General features: G+C 67.6%; 12 protein-coding genes. 2 read left to right on the forward strand and 10 right to left on the reverse strand.

What is annotated here, in order from left to right; genetic code table 11:
* From QOZ99_RS13910 to mscL, 9 genes are all read right to left on the reverse strand, one after another.
* A partial coding sequence (locus QOZ99_RS13910) for an NAD(P) transhydrogenase subunit alpha (protein ID WP_306890596.1) occupies nucleotides 1–887 on the reverse strand: 887 nt, incomplete at its 3' end.
* Between the two features lie 8 nt (nucleotides 888–895).
* Complete coding sequence (locus QOZ99_RS13915; protein WP_306890597.1) at nucleotides 896–1189, reverse strand: aa3-type cytochrome c oxidase subunit IV; 294 nt, start codon at nucleotides 1187–1189, stop codon at nucleotides 896–898.
* Between the two features lie 84 nt (nucleotides 1190–1273).
* Nucleotides 1274–2662, reverse strand: coding sequence for an ABC1 kinase family protein (locus QOZ99_RS13920; protein ID WP_306890766.1), 1389 nt, complete (start codon nucleotides 2660–2662; stop codon nucleotides 1274–1276).
* A gap of 109 nt (nucleotides 2663–2771) precedes the next feature.
* The gene (locus tag QOZ99_RS13925; protein ID WP_306890598.1) at nucleotides 2772–3269 is read right to left on the reverse strand and encodes a DUF6790 family protein; all 498 of its coding nucleotides are present in this window, start codon (nucleotides 3267–3269) and stop codon (nucleotides 2772–2774) included.
* A gap of 39 nt (nucleotides 3270–3308) precedes the next feature.
* Nucleotides 3309–4253, reverse strand: a complete 945-nt coding sequence (locus QOZ99_RS13930; RefSeq protein WP_306890599.1) for a heme-dependent oxidative N-demethylase family protein — start codon at nucleotides 4251–4253, stop codon at nucleotides 3309–3311.
* Between the two features lie 131 nt (nucleotides 4254–4384).
* Nucleotides 4385–5284 (reverse strand): dTDP-4-dehydrorhamnose reductase, encoded by a 900-nt coding sequence (rfbD, locus tag QOZ99_RS13935; protein ID WP_306890600.1) that lies wholly within the window; start codon nucleotides 5282–5284, stop codon nucleotides 4385–4387.
* Nucleotides 5281–6345, reverse strand: coding sequence for a dTDP-glucose 4,6-dehydratase (gene rfbB / locus QOZ99_RS13940; protein WP_306890601.1), 1065 nt, complete (start codon nucleotides 6343–6345; stop codon nucleotides 5281–5283). Before rfbB ends, rfbD begins: the two co-directional genes overlap by 4 nt.
* A 32-nt stretch (nucleotides 6346–6377) precedes the next feature.
* Nucleotides 6378–6938 carry a dTDP-4-dehydrorhamnose 3,5-epimerase gene (gene rfbC, locus QOZ99_RS13945; RefSeq protein WP_306890602.1) on the reverse strand — a complete coding sequence of 187 codons (561 nt, stop codon included), beginning with the start codon at nucleotides 6936–6938 and terminating at the stop codon, nucleotides 6378–6380.
* Nucleotides 6939–7114: 176 nt separating this feature from the next.
* The gene (mscL, locus tag QOZ99_RS13950; RefSeq protein ID WP_306890767.1) at nucleotides 7115–7543 is read right to left on the reverse strand and encodes a large conductance mechanosensitive channel protein MscL; all 429 of its coding nucleotides are present in this window, start codon (nucleotides 7541–7543) and stop codon (nucleotides 7115–7117) included.
* A 230-nt stretch (nucleotides 7544–7773) separates the two neighbouring features.
* On the opposite strand from mscL, the gene QOZ99_RS13955 reads away from it, so the two are divergent.
* Together QOZ99_RS13955 and QOZ99_RS13960 are read left to right on the forward strand one after the other, a co-directional pair.
* Nucleotides 7774–11313 (forward strand): hybrid sensor histidine kinase/response regulator, encoded by a 3540-nt coding sequence (locus tag QOZ99_RS13955; RefSeq protein ID WP_306890603.1) that lies wholly within the window; start codon nucleotides 7774–7776, stop codon nucleotides 11311–11313.
* 304 nt (nucleotides 11314–11617) lie between these two features.
* A complete protein-coding gene (locus tag QOZ99_RS13960; protein WP_306890604.1) occupies nucleotides 11618–12148 on the forward strand; it encodes a toll/interleukin-1 receptor domain-containing protein in 531 nt (176 codons plus the stop codon).
* Nucleotides 12149–12394: 246 nt separating this feature from the next.
* On the opposite strand, the gene QOZ99_RS13965 is transcribed toward QOZ99_RS13960, so the two are convergent.
* Nucleotides 12395–13063 (reverse strand): response regulator transcription factor, encoded by a 669-nt coding sequence (locus tag QOZ99_RS13965; protein WP_306890605.1) that lies wholly within the window; start codon nucleotides 13061–13063, stop codon nucleotides 12395–12397.
* Between the last annotated feature and the right edge of the window lie 87 nt (nucleotides 13064–13150).

The raw sequence follows: 13150 nt of genomic DNA on the forward strand, positions 1-13150 counted from the left end.
ACATTGCCGCCCCGCTCCACCGCGAGATCGATGATGACCGAGCCCGCCTTCATCGACGCCACCATCTCCGCCGAGACGAGCTTGGGCGCCGGCCGACCGGGGATCAGCGCCGTGGTGATGATGATGTCCTGCTTGGTGATGTGCGCCGCCGTCAGCGCCGCCTGCTTGGCCTGGTACTCCGCCGACATCGACTTGGCGTAGCCGCCCGCCGTCTCCGCCTGCTTGAACTCCTCGTCCTCCACCGCGATGAACTTGGCGCCGAGAGACTCCACCTGCTCCTTCGCCGCCGGACGAACATCCGTCGCCGACACCACAGCCCCAAGCCGGCGCGCCGTGGCGATCGCCTGCAGGCCGGCAACCCCCGCCCCCATCACGAACACCCGCGCCGCCGGAACCGTGCCCGCCGCCGTCATCATCATCGGGAACGCCCGGCCAAACTCGGCAGACGCATCGATCACCGCGCGATAGCCCGCGAGGTTCGCCTGGCTGGACAGAACGTCCATCACCTGCGCCCGCGTGATGCGCGGCATCAGTTCCATCGCGAAGGCCGACACGCCGGTCGCCGCCAGTTCCGCCAGTTCCGCCTCGTGGCCGAACGGGTCGGCGATCGAGATCACCAGAGCCCCGCGCCGGGCCCCCGCCACAAGACCCGCCTCCGGACGGCGAACGCCGAGCACGATATCCGCCCCCGCCACCGCGGCCGCGTTATCGGTGACCACAACCGCCCCCGCCCCCTCATACTCCCCGTCGCCAATCCCCGACGCAACCCCGGCCCCCGACGCGACAACAACCTCCGCGCCAAGACCCACATAACGCTTAACCGTGTCCGCAGACGCAGACACCCGTGGCTCCGAAGCAGAGCTCTCTTTGACAATCGCGATGCGCATGATTCAGCTCAGGAGGTGATGATCAGGGCGAGCGTGAGGACGGCCAGCAGCCCGAATTGCAGCTTGGGCTTGCCATCCGCGGAGGCGAGGCCGACCGCGGCGCCGGCGATCGAGGCCAGCGTGCCGAGGGTAAACAGGCCCCAATGGCCGTTCGCGCCGCCAATGGCGAAGGACACCATGAAATTGATCAGCGAGAGCGTGCTGACGAAGGTCAGCTTGGTGAAGAGGTGATAGGTGCCTTCGTGCTCGCTGTAGTCATTGCCAGCAGCCGTGGCGTACTCCGGCGTTCCGTGATCGGCCATCGCGACCCCCTCCCAAAGTTTTAAAAGCCCTTCCTTCGCTTTAGCCGAAGACGTCCGCTGCGGCAACGGCGACGACCGCCGCGCTCACGTGAGTCCGACCTGCGCAAGCGCGGCGCCTTGCCGCGCCGTGATGGCCTCGACCGAGAACCCCTCGATCGCCGCCTCGAACAGGGCATGGAAGTTCAGTTCCGCCCTCAGATGCAGGAACACCCCGCCGAGGCCGATGGCGGCGCGGTCCATGAACACGAACTCGCGCGGCACCTTGACCGGCCCCCTCTCCTTCAGCGCCTTGTGCACGCGGAAGGCCTCGCGCCGGCCATATTCGCCCGGAGCCACCCCGTCCGCGATGGTGCGCACGCGATCGTCGAGCAGCGGGCCATAGATGAAGCGTGCCCAGATGTTCAGCACCTCGATCAGTTCGCGGCTCAATCCGCGAAAGCCCCATGTCTCATAGGCATGCACGGTGCGCGCTTCGTCATTCGCCTCCAGGCCGCGATAGAGATCGACCACGCCGCCGACGAAGGAGGGCGGGAAGATGCGGATGCAGCCATAATCCAGCAGGTTGATGCCGGCCGGCGCGCCCTCCTCTTCAAACACCGTGTAATTGCCCAGATGCGGATCGCCATGGATCACCCCGTGGCGGCTGAAGGGCAGCCACCACGCGGCGAACATGGCGCGGGCGATGGCGTTGCGCTGGTCCAGAGGGTGGTCGACGAAATCCAGCAGCCGGCGGCCCTCCAGCCAGTCCAGCGTGAGCAGACGGCCGGTGGAGAGCGCGGCATGCACGCCCGGCACCCGCACGCCCGGCTCGTCCGCCAGCATGAGCGCATAGAGCCCGGCATGGCTCGCCTCGCGCCGGTAATCGAGTTCCTCGCGCACCCGCGCGCCGATTTCCTCGGCGATCTCCGTGGTGTCGATCGCCGGGTCCATGCGCCGATGCAAGGCGAAGACGAGGTCGAGCTGCCTGAGATCGGCCTCCACGGCGGATTGCATGTCGGGATATTGCAGCTTCACCGCCAGATCGGCGCCGTCGAGCGCACGGGCGCGATGCACCTGGCCCAGCGAGGCGGCGGCGGTCGGCTCCCGGTCGAAGCTGGAAAAGCGCGCCATCCAGTCTGGCCCGAGTTCGGCCATCATGCGCCGCTTGACGAAGGCCCAGCCCATGGGCGGGGCCTGATTCTGCAAGGTGGCGAGTTCGGCGGCATATTCGGGCGGCAGCGCGTCGGGAATGGTCGCCATCAACTGGGCGACCTTCATGATCGGCCCCTTCAACCCGCCCAGCGCCGCCGCCAGCGCCGCGGCATTGCCGCCGCGCTGCCCCTCCAGCCCAAGCAGGCGGGTGCCGGCGATGCGCGCGGCGACGCCGCCCACCCGCGCCCCGACCCGGGCATAACGCGCGGCGCGCGCGGAGAGGCGGTTGGCCTCGCGGTCGGGAGCGGCGTCAGTCGCCGAAGCGGCGCTGGGGGGAGCCATGGGCAGGGGAACGGCGTTCGGGGGAACAGTCTCGTCGGAATCGGACACGGACGGCCTCGCTGGTTACACTCTAGCTAGGCCGTATTCCCGCGCGTGCAACGGGCGGCGATCACCTCGTGATCGGACGACCCACCCGGCGCTGCGCGAGCAGCAGGCCGAGCACGGCGAGCGGGGTGAGGAAATCGGTATAGAGGATGGGCCCGGCATTGCCGGCCGCCTGATTGCCGGTTTCCGCGATCTGCACGACATGGCCGACCCCCGCGCCGCCGAGAAAGCCGAGCATCACCACGCCCACCGCCGCGCGGAAGCCCGGTGAGCCGAGAAAGCCGCCGATCAATCCCGCCACGCCAAGGCCGAGATTGGCCATGCCGACCTCGTACTGGAACGGGCTCGGCGCCCAGCCGATCGAGGCTGCCGCCGGCTCGGCGAAGAAGACGTGGCCGATAAAGGCCCACAATCCCATCAGCCCCACGGGGAAAACGAGAATATAGCGCAGCAGCCGGTCGAGGATCGCGGCCGGCGTGATGGGACGCGGCCCGCGCAGCAGGCTGAAGAGGGCGGCCGCAAGAGCGGCGAGCCATGCCAGAATGGGAACCCAGAAAACCATCGCGCCTATCCCTCGTAACCGGGGCAGTCCCATCGCCGCCTAATCGCCGCGGGCGATGCGCTCCAGCGCGGCAGCGATGGCGTCGCGATGCTCCGTCATCGCCTTGTAGGCCAACTGGTCCGCGTCGAGGCCAAGGATCTGCTCGCGCAACGAGGCCGCCAGCATGCGCCCGTCCGGATGGCGGCGGAAGGCATCGAACGGATCGACATGGATGCGCACGGTGAACAGCATGTCGCCGCTCTCCGGCATGCGCCGCAGCGTCTGGCGCTCGACACGCACGAAGGCCTCGGGCGCCAGATTGGCGGGATCCTCGAACCAGTGGCGCGGACGCTCCTTGGATTCGGGATGATGCAGCTGCGCGTCCGGGTAGATCGACCAGTTCACCCGCCAGACCGGCTGGTCGACCTTGAGGTTGTCGAAGATGCGGTTCATCACCCGCGCGAGCTTGGACTGGTATCCGGGAACGGATTCGTGCAGCCCGTCCAGTGTCTGGCCGAAGCGCTCGGCGAGTGACCAGGAGGAGGGAAAGCACAGCACGGCAGCCACCAGCCGGTAGCCCGCCGGGCTCGGTGTCAGGATCAGCAGGTCGTCGGTGACGATCTGGCCGGCAAGGGCGAGCGGCGCCTCGCTCGCATCCTCCAGATCGAAGCTGCGGCCGGTGGGCAGCACCGTGAGCCGCCGCCCCTCCAGGCGGTAAAGCTCGGGATAGCGCCGGGTGACATGCTCCACCACCAGGTCCAGCGCCTCACGTTGCGACGTCCGCGTGCCCGGCTCCTCGCGCAGCACCACGTCCCGCTTCTCGCACAGCAGTGCCGCCCGCTCGGCCAGCCGTGCCGCGATCTGCCGATCCGGCTCGATCCACGCGTCGGGATCGAGCGGGGCGAGGCCGACCGCGAAAGCCTTGCGCGATCCGTCGAAGGGCGTGTGGGCGAAGGGGATTGCGTCGTCGGTGACGGCGTCGGCGAATTTCTCGGCGGCATTCATGGCGTGGCACAGGCGGGTCTCGCCGGACCGCCAGCCGGCCCGGACATCGCGCAGACTAGAACGCGTCGACAGCGCCGTCAGCCCGGCTTTTCGTCAGCGGCGAGACGACGCAGGCGCGATCAGGAGAGCGGTCAGGAGGCCCGCACGGTCGCGACCGGCGCCATCAATTCGTCCACCACCTCGACCACCCGCTGCTGCCAAGGGGCAGCCCGCACGCCGAAGCGGGCGGCGAACAGGTCGCTCGACAGTTCGGAATTGACCGGCCGGCGCGCCGGCGTGGGATATTCGGCGGTGGTGATGGCGGCGACCTCGGGCCGCCGTCCGGTATGCTGGGCGGCGCGCGCGACGATGGCGGTGGCGAAGCCGTGCCAGGTGGTCATGCCGCTGCCGGCGAAATGATAGGTGCCGGGCGCCGCCGTGCCGGCGATGAAGCCCGCGGCTGCGGCCAGCAGTGCCTCGGCAATGTCGCGCGAGGCCGTGGGGCAGCCGCGCTGGTCGGCCACCACGGTGAGCCGCTCGCGTTCGCGGGCGAGACGCAGCATGGTCTTGAGAAAGTTCGTGCCCTGCGCGCCGAACACCCAGGAGGTGCGCAGGATCACATGGCGCTCCAACCCCTCGCGCACCGCGCGCTCGCCCGCCTCCTTGGAGGCGCCGTAGACGCCGAGCGGGGCGACCGCATCGGTCTCGACATAGGCGGTGGGCTTGGTGCCGTCGAACACATAATCGGTGGACATGTGGACCAGCGCCGCCCCATGCCGCGCGCAGGCGGCGGCGATCAGCGCCGGCGCGGCGGCATTGACGCGGAAAGCCGCCTCGCGCTCGCTCTCGGCCCGGTCCACCGCGGTATAGGCGGCGGTGTTGATCACCACGGCGGGCGCATGCACGGCCAGCGCGCGCTCGACAGCCCCGGCATCCGTGATGTCGACGCGCGCATGATCGAGCGCGACCAGGTCCACGCCGCGCGCCTCGGCCAGCGCGAGCGTCTCGCGCCCGACCTGGCCGCCGGCCCCGAGGAGAAGCAGCCGGCTCATGTCGCGAGCCCGATGCGGGCGCGATCGTAGCGCGCCTTGAGCGGCTCCCACCACGCGCCATTGTCGAGATACCAGCGCACCGTCTTCTCGATCCCGCTCTCGAAGGTCTCGGACGGCTCCCAGCCCAGTTCGTCCTTCAGCTTGGTGGCGTCGATGGCGTAGCGCGCATCATGGCCCGGCCGGTCGGTGACGAAGGTGATGAGCCCCTCGCGCGCGCCGATCGCCGCATCCGGCATCACCCGGTCCATGATGGCGCAGATGGTGCGCACCACGTCGATATTGCGCCGCTCATTATTGCCGCCGACATTGTAGCTCTCGCCCAGCCGCCCGCGCGTGGCGATCCGCTCCAGCGCGGCCGCGTGGTCGTCGACATAGAGCCAGTCGCGCACGTTCTCGCCCTTGCCATAGACCGGCAGCGGCTTGCCCTCGAGCGCATTGAGGATGGTGAGCGGGATGAGCTTTTCCGGGAAATGGTAGGGCCCGTAATTATTCGAGCAGTTCGACATCACCACCGGCAGGCCATAGGTGTGGAACCAGGCCCGCACCAGATGGTCGGATGCCGCCTTCGACGCCGAATAGGGCGAATTCGGCTGGTAGGGCGTGTCCTCGCGGAACAGGCCTTCCTCCCCGAGCGTGCCGAATACCTCGTCGGTGGAAATATGGTGGAAGCGGAAGCGCTTCTGTGCGCTGGCATCGAGCGACCGCCAGTAGCGCAGCGCCTCGTCCAGCAGCGTGTAGGTGCCGACGATATTGGTATTGATGAAGTCGCCCGGCCCGTCGATCGAGCGATCGACATGCGACTCGGCGGCCAGATGCATCACCAGATCGGGCCGGAACTCCTGCAGCGCGGCGCGGAAGGCCTGTCCGTCGCAGATATCGGCCTTGAGGAACTGATAGCCGGGATGATCGTTCACCTCGGCGAGCGAGGCGAGATTGCCGGCATAGGTGAGCTTGTCATAGGTCAGCACCGTACGCCCCTGCCGCACCAGCCGGCGCACCACGGCCGAGCCGATGAATCCGGCTCCGCCGGTGACGAGGACGCGTTGGGCAATGCTGGTCATGCGTGCTGCTCTTACCTCGCCGGGCCTTTGCGTCACAGGACGAAGGGCGTGTCGAAATCCCGGAGCCGGGGCAGCGCCCGATCCTTGTCCGACAGCACCGCCTCGGCGGCCGCGACCGGCCAATCGATGGCGAGGTCGGGATCGCTCCACAGGATACCGGCGTCGTTGGGGCGAGAATAGGGCGCGTCCACCTTGTAGGCGACCAGCGTCTCGGCTTCGAGCGTGCAGAAGCCATGCGCGAAGCCGTGCGGCACCAGCAATTGCTCGCCATTCGCCGCCGTCAGCGTCGCCGCGACCCACCTGCCGAAGCTCGGCGAACCCTTGCGCAGGTCCACCGCCACGTCGAAGATCGCCCCGCGCGCGACGCGCACGAGCTTGGCCTGCGAGACGACGGGTGTCTGGAAGTGCAGCCCGCGCACGACACCGACCTGACGCGACAGCGATTCATTGTCCTGCACGAAGACGAGATCGATTCCGGCCTCGTCAAAGGCGCGTTTTGCATAGGTCTCGCAGAAATACCCACGCTCGTCACCGAACCGCGCGGGCTGGATGAGGATGACGTCGGGGATGGCGAGACGGGTAAAGGTCGTCATGAGGCGAAGCGATGGTCCTGTATGAACAGAGGGGAGCTTCTAGCCAATCCCGTCGCCGCTTCCAATAGACTTCATGCTGCAACTGCGAAAACAATGCCAGCATACGTTGTCCGCGGGGAGCCGCGCGCCCGCGAACGCCCGGCCTCCCGAACCTTTGCGCCGCAGCGGCCGACATTTCAGGACTTCTTGGCGAGAATATCGCGAATTTCGGTCAGAAGTATTTCTTCCTTGCCGGGAGCAGCGGGCGCCGGGGGCTCGGCGGCGGCATTGCGGCGCAGGCGGTTGATGCCCTTGACCACGAGGAACAGGATCCACGCGATGATGAGAAAGTTGATCACCACGGTCAGGAAGTGGCCATAGGCAAGGACCGCGCCCTGATCACGGGCGGCGGCCAGCGAGTTGGCGGTGACGTTTGCCGACAGGCCGACGAAGTAGTTCGAGAAGTCCAGCCCGCCGAACACGGCGCCGACAACCGGCATGAACAGATCCGAGACGATCGACGTGACGATCTGGCCGAAGGCGGCGCCGATGATCACACCGATCGCCAGATCCACGACATTGCCCTTCACGGCGAATTCACGAAACTCCTTGAGTACCTTGCTCATGACGCCCCCTGCTGCAACGCTGCTTCGCCCCCACTCTTCACCGCCCGCCCGGTGATCGCAAGCGCCGACATGCGCCGGGGCGGGCGATTGACGCTCCGCTCCTTCCAAAGGCGGCCGCGCCCCGCCGGCGGCCGTCAACAGGCGCCGGCCCTGGCGCGCTTGCCGTGCCCTGCCGCAAGGGCGCATAAAAGCGCGACGCCGCCTTTCGCGCGGAACCATCGGGACTCCCCATGCTTCAGGCCTGGGTCATCATCGCGGTCGCCCTCGTCTATGTCGGCTTCCTGTTCGCGGTCGCCAGCTATGGCGACCGGCGGGCGGCGCGCGAGCGGCGCGGCCGGGACGGGCGACCCTATATCTACGCGCTGTCGCTGGCGGTCTACTGCACCTCCTGGACCTTCTTCGGCTCGGTCGGCCTTGCCACCACGCAGGGCGTGAATTTCCTGACCATCTATGTCGGGCCGATGCTGGTCTTCGCCTTCGCCGTGCCGTTCCTGCTGCGGCTGGTGCGGCTCGCGAAGGCGCAGAACATCACCTCGATCGCCGACTTCATCGCCGCGCGCTACGGCAAGAGCCAGGGCGTGGCGGCGCTCGTCGCGGTCGTCGCCATCGTCGGCTCGCTGCCCTATATCGCGCTGCAGCTGAAGGCGGTCTCGGCCTCGCTGGTGGCGATGCTGGGCGACTTCGAGGGCCTCGGCCTGCACTACCCCATCGTCGGCGACCTCGCGCTGATGATCGCCGTCGCCATGGCGGTGTTCGCCGTGCTGTTCGGCACGCGGCATATCGATGCCACCGAGCACCAGGAAGGGCTGATGCTGGCGGTGGCGACCGAGTCGATCGTCAAGCTGGTGAGCTTCCTGATCGTCGGCCTGTTCGTCACCTTCGTCATGTTTTCCGGCCCGGCCGACCTGTTCGCCAAGGCGGCGGAAAAGGCCGTGCTGCCCATGCTGACGGAGGGGCTCTCCGCCGATAACTGGGCGGTGATGACGCTGCTCTCGGCGCTCGCCATCATCCTGCTGCCGCGCCAGTTCCACGTCGCCGTGGTGGAGAACACCTCGGAGCGGGAGATCCGCACCGCCTCCTGGCTGTTCCCGCTCTATCTCGTGCTCATCAACCTGTTCGTCATCCCCATCGCGGTGGCCGGCCTCGTCTCGTTTCCGCCCGGCTTCATCGATGGCGACATGTATGTCCTCACCCTGCCGCTGTCGGTGGGCGCGCGGGCGATCGCGCTCATCGCCTTTGTCGGCGGCCTGTCGGCGGCGACCGCGATGGTGATCGTGGAAACCGTGGCGCTGGCGGTGATGGTGTCGAACGACATTTTCATGCCGCTCATGGTGCGCGGCCGGCGGCTCCGCGAGGCGGACGACGCCTCCGGCCGGGTGAAGCCGCATCTCGACATGGGCCACCGCCTGCTCACGGTGCGCCGCATCGCCATCTTCGCCATCCTGCTGCTGGCCTATCTCTACTATCGCCTCACCGGCGAGGCGCAGCTGGCGCAGATCGGCCTCCTGTCCTTCGCCGCGGTGGCGCAGTTCGGCCCGGCGCTGCTGCTCGGCCTGGTCTGGCGGCGCGGCACGGCGGCGGGCGCCATTGCCGGCATCGCCGCGGGCATCGCCATCTGGGCCTATACGCTGCTGCTGCCGAGCCTTGTCGATTCCGGCCTGTTCACGCCGCAATTCCTGGTGGAAGGCCCGTTCGGCCTCGCCATGCTGCGCCCGCAGGCGCTGCTCGGCGTCGAGGCCAGCCCGCTGGTGCATGGCGTGATCTGGAGCCTCACGGTGAACGTGCTGTGCTTCTTCACGGTCTCGCTGATGCGCCAGCCCACGCCCATCGAGCGGCTGCAGGCGAGCGTGTTCGTGGAGAGCGACCGCACCCCCTCCGCGCCCAGCTTCCGGCTGTGGCGCTCCCCGGTGACGGTCGGCGAGCTTCTCGCCACCGTGTCGCGCTATCTCGGCGAGGATCGCACGCGCGCCTCCTTCGAGAGCGTCTCGGCCATGCGCGGGGTGACGCTGGAGCCGGGGCGCGAGGCCGATTTCCAGCTCATCCGCTATGCCGAGCACCTGCTCGCCTCGGCGATCGGCGCGGCCTCCTCCCGCCTCGTGCTGTCGCTGATGCTGAGAAAGCGCACCGTCTCCACCAAGGCGGCGCTGAAGCTGCTCGACGACGCATCGGCGGCGATCCAGTATAATCGCGAGATCCTGCAGACCGCGCTGGACCATGTGCGTCAGGGCATCGCGGTGTTCGACCGCGACCTGCGCCTCATCTGCTGGAACCGGCAGTTCGGCGACATGCTGGACCTGCCGCCGGAAATCGTGCGCATCGGCGTCGGCATCGACCAGATCATCCGCTTCAACGCCGGCAACGGCGTGTTCGGCCCGGGCCCGGTGGAGGAGATCGTCCGCGAGAAGCTCGGCCGCTACGCGCGGCGCAACGTCACCTTCCAGGAGCGGCTGTCACCGCGCGGCGTGGTGATGGAGGTTCGCGTCAATACCATGCCCGATGGCGGCGTGGTGGTGACCTTCACCGACATCACCCCCACCGTGGAGGCCGCCGAGGCGCTGGAGCGCGCCAACGAGACGCTGGAGCGCCGCGTGAAGGAGCGCACCAAGGCGCTGGAGAAGCTCAATACCCAGCTGGCTCAGGCCAAGGCGGAGGCGGACGAGGCCAACATTTCCAAGACCCGCTTCCTCGCCGCCGCCAGCCACGACATTCTCCAGCCGCTCAACGCCGCCCGGCTCTACGCCACCAGCCTGGTCGACCGCGCGCCGGAGGGCGAGGAGGCCCGCCTCGCCCGCAATGTCGACGCTTCGCTGGAGGCGGTGGAGGAAATCCTCGGCGCGCTGCTCGACATTTCCCGGCTCGATGCCGGCGCGCTGAAGCCCGACATCGCCGCCTTCCGGCTCGACGACATCTTTCGTCAGCTGGAACTGGAATTCGCCCCGCTCGCCAAGGAAAAGGGGCTCGCGCTCACCTTCGTCACCAGTTCGGCGGCGGTGCGTTCGGACCGGCGGCTGCTGCGCCGGCTGCTGCAGAACCTCGTCTCCAACGCCATCAAGTACACCCCGCGAGGCCGGGTGCTGATCGGCGTGCGCCACGGGCGCGGCAAGCTGCGCGTCCAGGTGCTGGATACCGGGCTCGGCATCCCGCAGGCCAAGCAGAAGCTGATCTTCAAGGAATTCCACCGGCTCGACCAGGGCGCCAAGGCGGCGCGCGGGCTCGGGCTCGGCCTGTCCATCGTCGAGCGCATCTCGCGCGTGCTGGATCATCCGATCAACGTGAACTCGGCGTCCGGCCGCGGCAGCGTGTTCACCGTCGAGGTGCCGACCGCACCGCCCATTCCCGCCGAGGTGCCGCGCCTCCTGCCGCGGACGGCGGCGGCGGCCTCGCTCGACGACCTCACCGTGCTGTGCATCGACAACGACCCCGCCATTCTCGACGGCATGGAGACGCTGCTGACCGGCTGGGGCTGCCGGGTGATCAAGGCGGCGGACGTGGCCGGCGCGCTCACGCTGGTGCGCGAGGCCCGCCTCATGCCGGACGCGCTGCTGGTCGACTTCCATCTCGACGACAGCGACGGCATCGAAGCCGCCAAGCATCTGCGCTGGAAGCTCGACCAGAGCCTGCTGGCGGTGCTCATCACCGCCGACCGCTCCAAGCGCGTGCGCGACGCCGCCCGGGCCACCGAAATGGAAGTGCTGAACAAGCCCCTGCGCCCGGCCGCGCTGCGCGCGCTGCTGGCGCAATGGCGGGCCACGCGGGCGGCGGCGGAGTAAGGAGCGCCGTTGAACTTGCCAAACATCCCCTTGGTATTTGAATAAGCGTCACCATATCGGCCTACAACCTAGGGAGGATATCGTCAGCATGGCTACATGCACAGCACCAGTAAGAGGTCACCGATCGCCGGCCGCGGCGGCGGAGTGCCCTGCGTGTGGTAGTCGATGGGGCCGCAGTAGTCACGGAAGCTACGGCTACGGATCGTCCTCTCCTTTCCCATCAGGAAATAGTGGAAGCAGCAGGATCAGCGGCGGCGGGTCAAGTCGCACTTCACGGCCAAGATGGGCGAGAGCCAGCTCGGGTGTGTGGTACACGCCTGCAGAAGTTCGATCACTCGAACCTGTCCGCCGCAACGTCGAGATTAGAGCAACAGTACCTGACCTTCGCGACATATTCCTCTGCCACGCCTGGGATGATCGGGAAAGTGCCGCCAAGGAGCTGCATGATCAGCTTGAGACGCGCGGCGTCTCGGTCTGGTTCAGCGAGAAAGATGTCCCGCTCGGCATGTCGTTGCTTCGCGAGATCGACAAGGGTCTGGCCAAGTCGCGAGTTGGGATCGTGCTGGTGACGCCTAACTTCCTGCGCCGCATCAAAGGCGAAAGTATTGCAGACAAGGAGCTTTCGGCGCTTCTGGCGCGTGAACAGCTCGTCCCCATCGTTCACGGCACGACCTTTGAAGCTCTCCGCGATGAAAGTCCTTTGCTCGGCTCTCGTAGCGGCCTCAGCACGGAAGAAGACACCATGGCAGAGGTCGCGGCCAAGCTCGCAGAATTGGTAAATGTTCGCGATGCGTCGGAAACGGATATCGCAGCGCGAAGGCAGAACGGATATTGACGGCGCTCTGAGACTTACTTCTGATACGGTTAGTAGTACAACAACTTCAACCCTCGCGGATTATCACGAACGTGTAGTTTATGCGTCTGCATCGCGGCGGGCGAACTGAGACTGCATTACAGCCTCCTTAGACTACAGCACGTCTGCTCTCGGTATTGGTAGCTACCATTTTAAGCATCAGCGGCCTCCGATTCAGTGCGGACCGGGGACGTGATGGCAAGGGGCAAGCGCGCGGCGGAACCGCCTTCAGCCCGTCGCCTGCGCCCAGTTGCCGCCTTCGATCTTGGAGGCGGCGATCACCGCCTGGGTGCGGCTTTCCACGCCCAGCTTCTGCAGGATGGCGGAGACATGCGCCTTCACCGTCGCCTCGGAGACGCCGAGTTCATAGGCGATCTGCTTGTTGAGCAGGCCTTCCGATAGCATCATCAGCACCCGCACCTGCTGCGGGGTGAGCGTGGCGAGCCGGGCGACCAGCGCCTGCGTTTCCTTGTCCGCGCCGCTCGACAGGTCGACATCGGGCGGCGTCCAGGTGCGCCCTTCCAGCACGGCGGCGATCGCCTCGCGCATCGTGTCGACCGCGCTGGTCTTGGGAATGAAGCCGGAGGCGCCGAATTCCATGCAGCGGCGGATGACGCCGGCTTCCTCGTTGGCGGAGACCACCACGACCGGCACGCCGGGATATTGCGCCCTGAGATACATGAGGCCGGAGAAGCCGCGCACGCCGGGCATGGTCAGATCGAGCAGCACGAGATCGACATCGCCCTCGCGTTCGAGCAGCGCCTGGAGATCCTCGAAGCCGCCGGCCTCGAACAGTTCGACCGCGGGAAACTGGCGGGACACCGCCTCGCGCAGCGCACCCCGGAACAGCGGGTGGTCATCGGCGATCACCAGCCGGAAACTCGTCGTCGTGTCCACTCGCAGCGGTCCTCTCAACCCGCGCGGACATGCGCTCGCCGCACGCCGCGCCGCGATCATGGTCTCGCGGAACCTGGCGGGCAAGCC

The organism is Ancylobacter amanitiformis (assembly GCF_030814815.1).
Classification (GTDB): domain Bacteria; phylum Pseudomonadota; class Alphaproteobacteria; order Rhizobiales; family Xanthobacteraceae; genus Ancylobacter; species Ancylobacter amanitiformis.

Coding starts and splice junctions, on each gene's coding strand:
- QOZ99_RS13915 (WP_306890597.1), bottom strand. CDS start 1,189: ATGGCCGATCACGGAACGCCGGAGTACGCCACGGCTGCTGGCAATGAC.
- QOZ99_RS13920 (WP_306890766.1), bottom strand. CDS start 2,662: ATGGCTCCCCCCAGCGCCGCTTCGGCGACTGACGCCGCTCCCGACCGC.
- QOZ99_RS13925 (WP_306890598.1), bottom strand. CDS start 3,269: ATGGTTTTCTGGGTTCCCATTCTGGCATGGCTCGCCGCTCTTGCGGCC.
- QOZ99_RS13930 (WP_306890599.1), bottom strand. CDS start 4,253: ATGAATGCCGCCGAGAAATTCGCCGACGCCGTCACCGACGACGCAATC.
- rfbD (WP_306890600.1), bottom strand. CDS start 5,284: ATGAGCCGGCTGCTTCTCCTCGGGGCCGGCGGCCAGGTCGGGCGCGAG.
- rfbB (WP_306890601.1), bottom strand. CDS start 6,345: ATGACCAGCATTGCCCAACGCGTCCTCGTCACCGGCGGAGCCGGATTC.
- rfbC (WP_306890602.1), bottom strand. CDS start 6,938: ATGACGACCTTTACCCGTCTCGCCATCCCCGACGTCATCCTCATCCAG.
- mscL (WP_306890767.1), bottom strand. CDS start 7,543: ATGAGCAAGGTACTCAAGGAGTTTCGTGAATTCGCCGTGAAGGGCAAT.
- QOZ99_RS13955 (WP_306890603.1), top strand. CDS start 7,774: ATGCTTCAGGCCTGGGTCATCATCGCGGTCGCCCTCGTCTATGTCGGC.